Origin of the sequence: Kitasatospora sp. NPDC059599, from assembly GCF_042735125.1 — a bacterium.
GTDB lineage: Bacteria > Actinomycetota > Actinomycetes > Streptomycetales > Streptomycetaceae > Kitasatospora.
Genome location: NZ_JBHWCL010000215.1, coordinates 1 through 13301, shown reverse-complemented (window position 1 = coordinate 13301; position 13301 = coordinate 1). Strand labels below are relative to the sequence as shown.

The window sequence follows — 13301 nt, the reverse complement described above, 5'->3', positions numbered from 1 at the left end:
CCGGTGTCTTCCGGGGCTTGACGCCCTGTCCGACGTTTCAAACTCTAGCCGATCCGTACTCCGAAAAGCGAATCCGCCGCAATCCGATAAAACGAACACGCCAAAGCAAGAACCGAGTCATGACGCGAACACGCGAACGTGACCCAGCCCGAACCTGGGAAGTGGTGTTTCAGAGGATTGGCCGCCGCGGGACCGTCCGCGCTGACGCGTGTCCGGTGCTCCCTGCCGAGCGACTAGAGAACAGTACTCCTCATCCGCGCCCAGGCCAAACCGCTCCTGCCTCAACAGGACGTTCATCGAACGTCTATCGCCGTTGTCCATGATCGGAACCACCAGAGGGCGCCCGACACGACAGCGGGCGCCGACGTAGGAGAGAGGCAGCACGGGGACATGAAGGTGATGAAGGCGGCGAAGAACACGGCCGTCGGGGCGGCGGCCGTCACGCTGGCACTGGCCGGGACGATGATCTCCGCGGGGACCGCGCACGCGGCCGACCCGGAGACCCTCCCCAGGGCCAGCATGCCCGAGCCCGGGGTGCTCTACCCCGGCTACACCATCGACACCGGCTACACGCGGCTGGCCTTCCAGCTCGACGGCAACCTCGTCGTCTACCGCACCCCCGAGGGCGCGCCGGCCTACCCGAAGTGGGCCGCACCGAAGACCTGGGGCTGCGGCCAGAAGGCGATCATGCAGGACGACGGGAACTTCGTCGTCTACGGGGCCGGTAACCGTATCTGCTGGGCCAGCAACACCTTCAAGAGCGACATCTACCAGCGGGCCTCCCTCGTGGTCTGGGGCCTCGGCGGGCTCGCCGTCAACTTCTCGGGCGGCACCGAGAGCGGCGACTCGGGATGGAACACGCTCAACAGCTCCGACCCCTACTAGAGGATCCGAAGACCCTCACCCCCGCTCGGTGAGCCACCTGACCAGGTCGTCCACCGACCAGCGCGGCCGGGCCGCGAGCCGGTCCGCCGCCGTCCGCAGCAGCACCGGCAGGTGGCCGCAGAGGGCGGCCACCTCGGCCGCCGCGTCCGGCTCCTGCCGGATCCTGTCCGCGCCCACGATCCGGGCCAGCAGCTCGTGGGCGTCGCGCGGCTCCAACGGTCCCACCGTGAGCCGTGCGGCGTCCTCGGGCAGCGTGCCCGGTTCCGCACCCGCCACCACGGCCGCGCAGCCCGCCCGCTCCGGCAGGAGCGGCCGCGGGTCGGCCACCCCGTCCAGCAGCACCAGGACGCGCCGCCCGGTGAGCAGCTCCCGGTAGCGCGCCCCGAGCTCCTCGACACCGGCCCCCGCCGCCGGCCGCTCGCCGAACGCACGCAGGAACCCGGCGAGCACCACGTCCGCCGCACCACCGCCCGCGTACAGCTGGCCGTCGGGGAAGGCGTCCTGGACGACGTGCGCCACGTGCACCGCCAGCGCCGACGCGCCGCTGCCCGCCGGACCCGAGAGCCCCACGACCGGCGAACCGTCGCCGGTCGCCCGCAGTGTCCGCTCCGCCCGGCGCACCAGCCCGGCCCGGCCCACCAGGTCGGGGATGTCCGGTGGCAGCTGGCCGGGCCTCGGCAGCCGCCGCGGCAGCGGGGCGTCCCCGCGCCGGATCCGGTCGGCCAGTTCGGCCACGGCGGGCGCCGGTTCGAGCCCCAGCTCCCGGTCCAGCCGCTCCCGCAGCGCCCCGTACGCCGCCAGCGCCTCCGCCGTACGGCCGCAACGGTGCAGCGCCAGCAGGTGCAGCCGGTGCACCTCCTCGTCCTGCGGGTGCGCGGCCGCCAGTGCGGCCAGCGGTTCCACCGCGGCGGTGTGCCGGCCGAGTGCCAGGTCCAGCTCCAGCAGGGTCTTCACCACGGCGAAGCGCCCGGCCGCCAGCCGTTCCCGGGTCCGTTCGGCGAACGGCCCGGGCACGCCGTCCAGCGCTCGGACGCCCTCCCACGCCGCGAGCGCCGCCGCCAGTTCCTCCCTCGCCCGGACCGGATCCCGGTGACGCAGCGCGACGGCCCCCGTGACCGCGTCCTCGTAGCGGAACAGGTCCACCGCCTCGCGCGGCGCCGCCAGCCGATAACCGCCCGCCGCGGCGACCGGCAGCCCGGACTCGCCGAGGGCGCGGCGCAGCCGGTGCACGTGGGTGCCGATCTGCCCCGTCGGGTCCTTCGGCCAGCGGGTCTCGTCCTCCCCCCAGAGGCCCTCGACCAGCCGGTCCGTCGGCACCAGCTGCCCGGGGGCGAGGAGCAGCGCAGCCAGCACGGCCCGCTGCTGCGGCCGGCCGAGCTCGATCTCACGGCCGTCACACGTCGCACGCAAAGGCCCCAGCACGCGGAAATCGAGCCGCACGACCCACCCCTCGAAGCTCGGATTCCGGTGCACAATCTGTGAGCAGAGCATAGGCCGCCGGGGTATGGGGCGCCGCTTTCCGAACGGAAGTGGCGAAATCCCGGTGGGCGACGACTTCGGGGGCGACATGGGCGACACGGGGGGAGCCGGGCTGCGGTTCGGCCTGCTGGGACCGTTGCGGGCCTGGTACGGGGAGCGGGAACTGGAGCTGGGCCGGCCGCAGCAGCGGGCCGTGCTCGCGGTGCTGCTGGCCGCCGCCGGGCGGACGGTGGCCGTCCCGGTGCTGGTCGAGGGGGTGTGGGGCGGGGCCGCGCCGACCGATCCGCGCAAGGCCGTCCAGCTCGCCGTCTCCCGGCTGCGCACCGCGTTCCGGCCGTACACCGGGGACGATCCGGAGCGGCTGCCGCTGGTCCGGGTCGGCGACGGCTACGCGCTCCGGGTGCCCCGGGCGGTCGTGGACACCGCCGCCTGGGAGTCGCTGCTGGCCGAAGCCGGACGGCTGCGGGAGGCCGACGCGCCGCCGCAGGAGATCCGGGAGGTGCTGCGGAACGCCCAGCGGCTGTGGGCCGGCGAACCGCTTGCCGGGCTGCCGGGGCCGCACGCCGACGCCGTCCGGGCCCGCCTCACCGAGCAGCGGATCTCGGCCGAGGAGACCCAGCTGGAGCTGGACGCCGACCTCGGCGACCGCACCGACCTGACCGCGCAGGCCGAGGCGCTCGCCCTGGAGCACCCCGGGCGGCCCCGGCTCACCGCCGTGCTGATGCGGGCCCTGTACCAGTCGGGCCGCAGGGCCGAGGCGCTCGCCGTGTACGAGGACGCCCGCCCGTCGCTGCCGCCGGACGCACCGGGTCCGGCCCGTCTCCATCTGCGCATCCTGCGGGAGGACGCCACCCTGCTCCCGGCCCGCCCGGCCCCCGCGACCGCCGTCGACACCTGGCAGACGCCCGACCAACTCCCCTCCGGGCTTGCCGACTTCACCGGCCGGGCCGAGGAGGTGGACACCCTCGCGGACCGGCTCTGCGGGGCCGGCGGGCGCGCCGTCGTGGTCTCCGCCCTGGACGGCATGGGCGGCGTCGGCAAGACCACCCTGGCCGTGCACGTCGCCCGGCACGTCCGGACGCGCTTCCCCGACGGGCAGCTCTTCGCCGACCTGCGCGGCGCCGACCGCACCCCGCCCGGTCCCGGCGCCGTCCTCGCCGGCTTCCTGCGCGCCCTCGGCGTCGACCCCGCCGACATCCCGCCGGACACCCGCGAACGCAGCGCGCTCTACCGCTCCGCCCTGGCCGGACGACGCGTCCTGGTGGTCCTCGACAACGCCGCCGACTCCGGGCACGTCGAACCGCTGCTGCCCGGCTCGGCCGGCTGCGCCGTCCTCGTCACCAGCCGCCACCGGCTGGCCGGCCTGGCCGGGGCCCACCAGCTGCGCCTGGACACCCTCTCGCCCGAGCAGGCCCTGGAACTGCTCGCCCGCATCGTCGGCGCCGACCGCGTCGCCGCCGAAGCCGGGACCGCCGAGGAGGTCGTCCGGGCCTGCGGACTGCTGCCGCTGGCCGTGCGCATCGCCGCCTCCCGGCTCGCCGCCGACCCCGCGCTCACCCTCGCGGCGCTCGCCGAGGGGCTGCGCCACCAGCACCGGCTGGCCGAACTCAGCGACGGCGAAAGGACCGTGGAGGCCACCTTCGCGCTCTCCTACCAGCGCCTGGACCCGGAACTCGCCCGCGCCTTCCGCCTGCTGTCCCTGCCCGACGCCCCCGACCTGCCGCTGCCCTGCGCCGCCGCCCTGATCGGCCGGAGCGCCGACCGGACCGACCGGCTCCTCGAAGGACTCGTCGACCTCAACCTGCTGCACTCCCCCCGCTTCGGCCGCTACGGCTTCCACGACCTCGTCCGCGCCTACGCCCGCGGCCGGCTCGCCACCGAGGAGAGCGCCGCCGACCGCACCGCCGCCACCGACCGGCTGCTCGACTTCTGCCTCGCCACCGCCCGCAACGCCGACCGCGCCGCCCGCAAAGCCGAACCGGCCGAACTCAGCCTGCTCGGCGCCGCCGTGGCCTCCCCCGGCCACCCCGTCGCCGACGGCGCGGACGCCGTGCGCTGGATGCGCGACCAGGCCGAGGTGCACGCCGCCGTCATCGCGCTCGGCTGCGCCGACCCCGCCCTCCCGCTCGACCGCGCCGCCGAACTCGCCGACCGGATGGGCGCCGTGCTCCCCGAACGCACCCAGACCGGCGTCATCGTCGACCTCGCCGGGCACATCGCCGAGCAGGCCGCCGCCCGCGGCGAGCACGGCCCGCTCGCCCTCGCCCGCTACCTGCGCGGCAGCATGCTCTGGCACATCAACCGCTACGCCGAGTCCGAGGAGGAGATCCGCCGGGCCGTCGAGCTGTCGGAACGGGACGAACGGACCGAACGGGTGCTCGCCAAGGCCCTCATCACCCTCGGCAGCAACGCCCGCACCCACGGCCGCTACGCCGAGGCCGCGGAACACGCCGGGCGCGCCGCCGAGCTGTTCCACCGCCTGGGCGCCGAACGCGCCGAGGGCAGCGCGCTCGGCGAGTTCGCGTTCAGCGCCGCCCGGACCGGACGCCTCGCCGAGGCCCGGGACGCCGCCGAACGCTGCGCCCGGCTGATGAGCGCCTCCGGCCCGGTCTCCGCCGCCATCGGCCGCTACTACCTCGCCCGGGTCCTGCGGCTCTGCGACGACCCGGAGGCCGCGCTCGACCACGCCGTCGGCGCCCGCGAGGAGTTCACCGCCCTCCAGGTCACCGTGTTCGCCGCCGCGGCCGGCGACCTCGCCGCCCGCATCCACGCCGAGGCCGACCGCTGGCTGCTGGCCGTCGACGCCGCCGAGACCGCGCTCCCCCTCGCCCGCCGCACCAGCGCCAACCTGGAGGCCGCCCTGCTGCACACCCTCGGCACCGCGCTCACCGGACTCGGCCGCCCGCGCCAGGCCCGGGCCTGTCTGACGGACTCCCTGGAGGTGTACGAGCGGCTGGGCCTGGAGGAGGAGGCCGCGCAGGTCAGAGCGCTGCTCACCCGGTAGACGCGGCATCAACGCAGGCTCCGGCCAGGCGCGTTGAGCGGCCGTCTGCCGCACTCCGGAAATCTCTCCCTCGTCAGGCCCCGGGCCGCCGCGACCGACACGGTCACGGCCCGGGGCGCAGCACGGACGAGAGGTGCGACACATGCCCACGCTCGTACGGAACGGCCAGGTGTGGACGGTCCGGTCGGCGAACGGAACGGTCGTCGACCTGTGCCCCGGACACGACGACCGGGGCGCACCGGTCCACTCCCGGGAGCCCGACGGCACCACCACCCAGGGCTGGGTCTTCTGGGCCGTGGACGGTGACTGGGTGCTGGAGACGCAGCTGACCCGGGGGAAGTACGCCCCCGGCCAGGCCAAGGTCCTGCACTACGACCGTGCCACCCGCCGGACTTCGCTGGCCGATCTGGACGGGCGCCCCGGTCAGCGCTGGTGCCTGGAGGTCGTCGGTGACGACTGGCTGCGGATCCGAACCGCGCGCACCACCGAGGCCGACCTCTTCCTCACCGCGGCCGCCCCCGGGTCCCCGCTCACCCTGGCCCAGCGGGACCACGCCGATTCCGCCCAGCGGTGGCAACTCGTCCCGGCAGGCAGGACCCGCGTCGGCCGGTGGCGGTCGGCAGTCCGTCCGCAGCCCTCCGACATCGACGTCCGCGCCGAGATGCTGGCCGCCGTCAACACCGAGCGCGCCCGCTCGGGGGTGCGACCCCTGCGGCTCGACGACAGGCTGAACGCAGCCGCCCAACGCCATGCCGAGGACTTGACCGCGCACGACCTCGTCCGGGACAGCGGCACCGACGGCAGCACACCCTGGCACCGGGTACGCGCCGCCGGCTTCGCCTTCCGCTTCTCCTCCGAGAACGTGGCCGAGGCGGACAACGTGCCGGAGGCCATGCGGTTCTGGATGAACAGTCCCCGCCACCGGGACGCCATACTCGACCCCCGCTTCAACCACCTCGGTGTCGGCAGCGCGCCCCGCCAGCACGGCGCCCGGGGCCGCTGCGTCCAGACCTTCGGCCAGGTCTGACCCGGCTCTCGGCCACTCCGCCCCGACTACCCGGCCTTCTCCCCACCGGCTGCGCGGAACCTCGATGGCCGGCGGCAACACCGCTGACCCCGCGCAGCGCTGGATGCTCCGACCCCACCGGGGTCCGGTCGGTCCGGGCCTATCCTCGACCGCGTGCCCCTCATCAGCCTGCACGACCGCGCCGCGCTCGCCGCCCGGTTCCGCACCGATCCGGCGCTGCACCTGTTCGAGCTCGGCGACCTGGACGACACCACCTGGTCCAACACCGCCTGGTACACCGCCTCCGCCGAGCACGGCCCGGTCGCCCTGCTGTACAGCGGCGGCGACACCCCCGTCCTGCTCGCCTTCGCCCGGCCCGCCGCCGTCCCCCCGCTGGAGGCCCTACTGGGCGACCTGCTGCCGTTCCTGCCGCGCCGCTTCCTGGCCGGACTGCCGGACGGCGCCGAGCGGGCCCTCGCACCCCACTACGCGGTCGAGCGCCGGACACCGCTGCTCCGGATGCTGCTCACCCACGACCCTCCCGCCGAAGTCCCCCACGAGGCGCAGCTGTTGACCCCGGACGACCTCGCCGACACGCGCGCCCTGCTGGCCACGTCGTACCCGGAGGCCTGGTTCGACCCCCGGATGCTGACCGGCGGCGGGTACACCGGCGTCCGCGAGGACGGCCGGCTGCTGGCCGTCGCCGGGGTGCACGTCCACTCCCCAGCCCAGCGGGTCGCGGTCCTCGGCAACGTGACCACCCACCCCGACGCCCGCGGCCGCGGCCTCGCCCGGGCCTGCGTCACCGCCCTGTGCCGGCACCTGGCCGCGACCACCGACCACCTGGGCCTCAACGTCCGCACCGACAACGCCCCGGCGATCCGGCTCTACGAGCGGCTCGGGTTCACCACCGTCGCGACGTACAACGAGCTGGTGCTCAGCGCCTCCTGAACGCCCGGGCGGTGCGCACGGTCAGGCGGTGCGCACGGTCAGGCGGTGCGCAGGTTCAGGCGGTGTGCAGGTTCGGACAGGGCGCCCGGTCAGACGGTGCGTTCGATGGTGCCGTGCCAGGTGCGGCGGTAGCCCTCGGAGAGCGGACCGCCGACCAGGTCGAGGACGTGCCGGGCCGCCCCTGCCAGCGGGTCCGGGTCGCCGTCCCGGCACAGCCGCAGGTGGCCGTCGACCAGGGCCGGGCCGAGGACCGGGTCGGCTTCCCGGAGGCGGCGCGGCAGCCACTTGCCGGCGCCGGTCCAGGCCCGCCGGTGATCGCAGAGCAGGTCGGCGGCGGCGGTCAGCACCTCTGCGGCGATCGCCAGGCGTTCCGCGTCGTCGTCGGCGTCCGCCAGGTCGTCCAGCAGGTCGGTCAGGCCGTAGCGACGGGTCTCCACGGTGTCCGGGGCCAGTGCGGGCGGGCCCTGGCGCAGGTCGGCCCGGGCCCGTTCGCGGGCGCGGGCGCCGTGGCCGTCCGGGTCGGTCAGCAGGAGGCCGGTGGCGTACATGTTCTGGAGGACCGCCCGGCGGGAGGCGGCGTCGACGGCGAACAGCTCGGCGAGGCCGGTCCCGGTGTGGACGAAGAGTTCGACGACGCGGCCCTCGAAGCGGACGGTCTCCCGGTGGGTCCCGCCGCCGTCGGCGACCAGGACCGCGAGGTCGAGGTCGCTGGTGGCGGTGGGGTTCCCGGTCGCGGCGGAGCCGGCCAGCAGTGCGGCGAGCGCGTCCGGGTAGCGCTCGGCCACCAGACGGCGGGCCTGATCGACCATTTTCGCAACCATGGCGATCAGGATCGCACGGATCCGGTCGGGCCTGGGGCGGCACCGCCCCCGCTTCCCTGATCACGACTCGATATCCCTTGTCACGGACCCGCGAGGGAGTCGTCACGGACCGGTCAAAGCCTGGCCGAAGTCATGGCACCTGTCAGTGGACTGCGCTATGAACGTCCATCAGGAGGGCCGCCCGACGGCGGCCCGCGATGACGGGGGACGTCACATGAAGCCCATCCGCAGCAATCGCCGTGTGCTGGCCCTGGCGGCACTGGCCGCGGTCGGCACGCTCACCATGACCGCCTGCAACGACGACGCGGCGTCGTCGGACACCGCGGCGACGACACCGCCGGCCGCCCCGTCCGCGGCCGCCACCGACGCGCCGTCGCCGAGCGGTGGAGCCATCACCCCGGCCGCCCCGACCTCCGCCCCGGCGGGCGGCGCGGCGTCCGGTACGGCCGCCGCCCCCGCACCGGCCGGCGCCACCGCGGCGCCCGGAACCACGGTCAAGGTCGGCGACGCCGTCACGATGCCGTTCAGCTCGGGCAGCACCAAGGGCACCATCGCGCTCGCGGTCACCTCGATCGAGAAGGGCGACCCGGCCGACCTCACCTCGCTCAACCTGGGCGACAAGGCCAAGGGCCTGGTGCCGTACTACATCCACTACAAGATCACGAACGCCGGCAGCACCGACCTGTCCTTCACCAGCGTCAACCACATGAAGGGCCTGCTGGCGGACGGCACCGAGGCGCAGGACCTGCTGATCATCGGCGCCTTCCCCAAGTGCAAGAGCGACTCGCTGCCCAAGGGCTTCACCAACGGCCAGTCGTCCACCTCCTGCGCGGTGGCGATGTCCCCGGAGGCCTCGAAGGTCGCGGGCGCCGAGTACTGGGGCGACCCGTACACCCTCGGCAAGGGCGTCAACTGGAAGTGATCCACGCGGGCCCGGGGCGGGGGCGGCACACGGCCGGCCCCGCCCCGGGCCCGGGGCGGCCGACGCCCCGGGCGGGACCCGGGCGGGACCCGGGCGGGGGCTCAGGCCCGGGCCGCCGGCCCGCCGTAGATCCGCAGGAAGGCGTCGACGCCGACCGCCGCGATCCGCTCGACCTCCTCGTCCGCCACCGGGACGGCGCCCCAGAACGAGCGCTCGGCGATGCCGTGGAAGGTCAGCAGCGTGTACTGCTCCGCGGCCAGTACGGCGTCCTCGACGGCCAGCAGTCCGCGCTCCGCGAGCGCCTCGAAGTGCGCCGCGAGGTCCCGCAGCGAGGCGATCGGCCCGGCTTCCAGCCAGGCCTCCAGGACGTCCGCCGGGATGTTGGCGACCTCGGCGCGGATCGCCCGGCCGAGGGCCCCGTGCTCACCGGCGGACAGCACCGCGCGGGCCCGCTCCACCGCGAAGTCGACCAGGTCCCGGCGCAGGTCCACCACGCGGTCGAGGTACTTCGCCATCAGGCGCCGGACCTCCTCGGTCAGTTCCGCCGAGTTCTGCAGCGCCACCGACAGGAAGAGGGTCTCCTTGTCGGCGAAGTGGTTGTAGACCGTGCGCTTGGACACTCCGGCCTCGGCCGCGATCGCGTCCATGCTGGCCCGCACGTACCCCTCGCGCCCGAACACCACCGTCGCGGCCTGCGTGATCGCCTTGCGCTTCTCCGGCCGTCCCGCTCCACCCGTGGTCGCCACGGCCCACTCCTCATCCGTCGGCCCACCGGCCGACCCTTCAGAAACTACTCGGTGTAGTTTATCCGACCCGCGCCGGATCCGGAGCCGCCGCCCCGGACGCACGTGATCTATGCTGCCTACGATCTCTACACCCGTGTAGAGGTAAATCGGAAGCCCCCGCCTCCGCCCGCGGGCGGCCGGGCCGCCCCCCGGGAACCGGACGACCGGCCCGGACGTCCAGAACTGGAAGCACCGCGAACGGATTTCCGAACGACGGACAGGCGCCGGAGCGGGCACCGGCGCCACCAGGGCGCACGGGACACGGGAACACCGGGGGTAAGTGCGTGGCAGGACAGCGAGGACGGTCGCCCGACCAGGGTTCGCGACGGCGGACGGCGGGCGGACCCGGCGCGCCCGCACGGCCCCTGCCCGGCGGCGCCGCACTGCCGGTGGCCGCGGCCCTCGGGCTGCCCCTGGCCGGCGCCGCGGTCGACGAACTCTCCGGCCCCGGCATGGGCCTGGCGTTCGCGGTGGGCGCGGTGCTCGGCACCGGCGTGGCGGCGGCGCTGAGCAGCCGCAACGGCTGGTGGTGGCTGCTCGCGGCCTCACCGCTGGTGGTCCTCGGCGCGACGGCCGCCGTCGAGCTGGCCGCCCACCGGGACCGCTACCAGGGAAGGGGCCTGGCCACCGGCGCCGCGAAATGGGTGGTGCAGGGCTTTCCCGTGATGGCCGAGGCCGCGGCCGCGGCCCTACTGGTGATCGTGGTCCGGCTGGTCCGGCACCGGAGGAGGCACCGTGGCTGACGACGCCGAGCAGCACACCCAGCGCACCGGACGGACGGGGCCGGCCCGGGGCGCCGAGCGGACCGGGGGCGCCCCGGAGGCCGGAAGCGGCAGCCGGGCAGCCGCCCGCCGCGGCGACGGGAAGCGCACGTCCTCCCCGCTGCTGATCGCCGGCCGGGTGGTGGCCTGCACCGTCGGACTGGCGGTGTTCGCCGCCAGCGGGGTGGTCTGGTACGAGTACAAGCAGCTCACCGACGGGATGACCACGTCCGACGTCATCGCCGAGACGAAGAAGGACGCACCCAAGCACCTCGACAACTCGGTCAACCTGTTGCTGATCGGCCTGGACAGCCGCAAGAACATGGACGGCTCCGACCTGCCCCCGCAGTTCGTCCAGGACGAGCTGCACGCCGGCCACAGCTCCGAGATCGGCGGGTACAACACCAACTCCCTGATCCTGCTGCACATCCCGGCGAACGGCGGCAAGGTCCAGGCCGTGTCGATACCGCGCGACGACTACGTCATGACCTACAACGCCGACGGCTCCCAACTGGGCATGGCCAAGATCAAGGAGGCCTACGGCGCGGCCAAGGACAAGGCCGACCCGGGCCTGCGGGCCAAGGGCCTCAAGGGCGCCGACCTGGAGAAGGCCGGCCGCGACCTGGGGCGCGCGGCCACCATCCGCACCGTGCAGAAGTTCCTCGACCAGCCCATCGACCACATCGCCGAGGTCAACCTGATGGGCTTCTACGACATCGCCAAGGCGGTCGAGCCGATCCAGGTCTGCCTCACCCACGACACCAAGGACCCGGCCATGGAGGGCCAGGGCTCCGGCGCCGACTTCAAGAAGGGCATCAACACCCTCAACGCCGCCCAGGCGCTCTCCTTCGTCCGCCAGCGCCACAACCTCGACGGCCCCGACGGGAACTCCGGCGACTTCGCCCGCACCCACCGCCAGCAGGCCTTCATCTCCGCCGTCGTGCACAACCTGAAGCAGAAGGGCATCGTCGGCGACCTCGGCAAGATGCAGCAGCTGATGGGCGTCATACAGAAGGACCTCGTCATCGACAACGAGTGGAACATCCTCGACTTCGCCCAGCAGGCCCCGGCACTGACCGGCGGGAACGTCGAGTTCAACACCCTGACCTTCGACGGCTTCGGCACCCGGAACGGCCAGGACGTCAACCTGGTGACCCCGGCGAAGGTCCAGAAGGTGGTCAAGCAGCTGTTCGGCTACGCCGACGCCGCCGCACCGGCCGCCACCGACCCGGCCGACGGCACCCCCGGCGCCACCCCGCAGCCCACGAGCCAGACCCCCACGCCGACCCAGACCGCCGACGGGACCGTCACCGTCGACGTCCTCAACGCCTCCTCGGCCGCCGGGGTCTCCTCCACCGCCGAGTCCAAGGCCCTGGTCGCGATGGGGTTCAAGCAGGGCCGGACCGGATCGGCGGCCGGCCGGCCGAAGACCACCACCGTGGTCTACGGCAAGGGCGCCAAGGAGGCCGCCGACCAGATCGCCGCCCGCTACGGCGTGACCGCCACCGAGTCCAACTCCGCCACCGTCGGCGCCGACCGCGTCGTGGTCACCCTCGGCACCGGCTTCACCGGCGTGGGCGGGGACAAGTCCGCGGCCCCCACCGGCGGCTCCTCCGACCCGGTCGCCAACCTCCCGATGCAGGGCCCCGGCGTCGACGCCCAGTCCGACGGCGGCATCCCCTGCGTCTACTGACGCGCCCCGCCGACCGCACGGTGCCCCGCCGACCCCGGCGGGGCACCGCTCACGACCACTCGAAAGCTCACGACCACTCGAAGTAGAGCGCCGGCCGCACCGGCCGCGGACCGCCCGGCGCGAAGAGGAACACCAGGTTCACCGTCGGCCCGGACGGCTCCTCCAGCCGCGGGCCACGGATGCTCAACCCGAACTCGTTGATCCGCCGGCCCGCCCCCGCCCGCACCTCGCGGCACCAGGCCTCCAACGGCTCGACCGGCAACCCCCCGTACGCGGCCGGCTCACCCGACAGCCGGTACGCCGAGGACCTCGACTGCTCCGGCGAGACCTCGTATCCGGCGTCCGACGTCGGATCGCCCCCCATTGCTCGATGCGACACCCCGACCCCGGACCGCCCTGGCGCAATTCTCCGTACTATGTATAGTGTACCGCGTACGTGGTAATCGTACGGATGCCCCGCGATGCCGACGAGAGGGTTCCCGCCTTGCAGATCACCAAGACCGCCGTCTCCCTGACCGTCGAGGACGTCACCGCCTCCGCCGCGTTCCTCCGGGAGCACTTCGGATACACGGAGGAGATGTCGGCCGACGGCTTCGTCTCGCTCGGACACCCGGGCGGCGGGGTCAACGTCGTCTACCTGCGGCGCGGCCTGGAGGTCCTGCCGGAGGAGCAGCGCCACCGCACCGCGGACGGCGTGATCCTGGCGTTCGTCGTCGAGGACGTCGCCGCCGAGGAGCGGCGGCTCCGCGAGGCGGGGGTCCCGATCACGCTGCCGCTGCGCGAGGAGCCGTGGGGCGAGAAGCTGTTCCAGGTCACCGACCCGAACGGGGTCGTGATCGAGCCGGTGGAGTGGGCCGCGCGGTAGCCCCGGAACGACCGGCGCCCCATATCCCCGCCGGGACGAGGGGCGCCGCCGCGCGGCCGGGGGCGGGCAGTCCACCCTCCAGGTGTCGTTTCCCGCCCGCACCGCCCCCAGCTAGCCCCCGCCCCGCTC

General features: G+C 74.4%; 12 protein-coding genes. 8 read left to right on the top strand and 4 right to left on the bottom strand.

All coding sequences use genetic code 11. The features are described from left to right. Positions 1 to 390 precede the first annotated feature (390 nt). On the top strand, positions 391 to 885 hold the full coding sequence (locus ACFV04_RS41105; protein WP_380344500.1) for a hypothetical protein: 495 nt from the start codon (positions 391 to 393) through the stop codon (positions 883 to 885). 15 nt (positions 886 to 900) lie between these two features. Here the strand turns inward: ACFV04_RS41105 and ACFV04_RS41100 are convergent, their stop codons facing one another. After that, positions 901 to 2325: a BTAD domain-containing putative transcriptional regulator gene (locus ACFV04_RS41100; protein ID WP_380344502.1), complete on the bottom strand. Its 1425-nt coding sequence runs from the start codon at positions 2323 to 2325 to the stop codon at positions 901 to 903. A 103-nt stretch (positions 2326 to 2428) separates the two neighbouring features. Between ACFV04_RS41100 and ACFV04_RS41095 the strand changes: the two genes are divergently transcribed. The 3 genes from ACFV04_RS41095 (at position 2429) to ACFV04_RS41085 (ending at position 7325) form a co-directional block, all read left to right on the top strand. After that, positions 2429 to 5368 (top strand): BTAD domain-containing putative transcriptional regulator, encoded by a 2940-nt coding sequence (locus tag ACFV04_RS41095; RefSeq protein ID WP_380536201.1) that lies wholly within the window; start codon positions 2429 to 2431, stop codon positions 5366 to 5368. A 142-nt stretch (positions 5369 to 5510) separates the two neighbouring features. Next, positions 5511 to 6395: a CAP domain-containing protein gene (locus ACFV04_RS41090; protein WP_380536199.1), complete on the top strand. Its 885-nt coding sequence runs from the start codon at positions 5511 to 5513 to the stop codon at positions 6393 to 6395. A 153-nt stretch (positions 6396 to 6548) separates the two neighbouring features. Continuing rightward, positions 6549 to 7325: a GNAT family N-acetyltransferase gene (locus ACFV04_RS41085; protein ID WP_380536197.1), complete on the top strand. Its 777-nt coding sequence runs from the start codon at positions 6549 to 6551 to the stop codon at positions 7323 to 7325. An 89-nt stretch (positions 7326 to 7414) separates the two neighbouring features. On the opposite strand, the gene ACFV04_RS41080 is transcribed toward ACFV04_RS41085, so the two are convergent. Further along, positions 7415 to 8134 (bottom strand): nucleotidyltransferase domain-containing protein, encoded by a 720-nt coding sequence (locus ACFV04_RS41080; RefSeq protein WP_380536195.1) that lies wholly within the window; start codon positions 8132 to 8134, stop codon positions 7415 to 7417. A gap of 226 nt (positions 8135 to 8360) precedes the next feature. Between ACFV04_RS41080 and ACFV04_RS41075 the strand changes: the two genes are divergently transcribed. Next, positions 8361 to 9068 (top strand): hypothetical protein, encoded by a 708-nt coding sequence (locus ACFV04_RS41075; protein WP_380536193.1) that lies wholly within the window; start codon positions 8361 to 8363, stop codon positions 9066 to 9068. Positions 9069 to 9169: 101 nt separating this feature from the next. Here the strand turns inward: ACFV04_RS41075 and ACFV04_RS41070 are convergent, their stop codons facing one another. Then, positions 9170 to 9814: a TetR/AcrR family transcriptional regulator gene (locus ACFV04_RS41070; RefSeq protein WP_380536191.1), complete on the bottom strand. Its 645-nt coding sequence runs from the start codon at positions 9812 to 9814 to the stop codon at positions 9170 to 9172. 323 nt (positions 9815 to 10137) lie between these two features. Between ACFV04_RS41070 and ACFV04_RS41065 the strand changes: the two genes are divergently transcribed. Beyond that, on the top strand, positions 10138 to 10596 hold the full coding sequence (locus ACFV04_RS41065) for a DUF6542 domain-containing protein (protein ID WP_380344518.1): 459 nt from the start codon (positions 10138 to 10140) through the stop codon (positions 10594 to 10596). Further along, entirely contained in the window at positions 10589 to 12307 is a 1719-nt protein-coding gene (locus ACFV04_RS41060; protein WP_380536190.1) for an LCP family protein, read from the top strand. Before ACFV04_RS41065 ends, ACFV04_RS41060 begins: the two co-directional genes overlap by 8 nt. A gap of 67 nt (positions 12308 to 12374) precedes the next feature. Here the strand turns inward: ACFV04_RS41060 and ACFV04_RS41055 are convergent, their stop codons facing one another. Further along, a complete protein-coding gene (locus tag ACFV04_RS41055) occupies positions 12375 to 12671 on the bottom strand; it encodes a hypothetical protein (RefSeq protein ID WP_380536188.1) in 297 nt (98 codons plus the stop codon). A 120-nt stretch (positions 12672 to 12791) separates the two neighbouring features. On the opposite strand from ACFV04_RS41055, the gene ACFV04_RS41050 reads away from it, so the two are divergent. Beyond that, complete coding sequence (locus ACFV04_RS41050; protein ID WP_380344527.1) at positions 12792 to 13172, top strand: VOC family protein; 381 nt, start codon at positions 12792 to 12794, stop codon at positions 13170 to 13172. Positions 13173 to 13301: the final 129 nt, after the last annotated feature.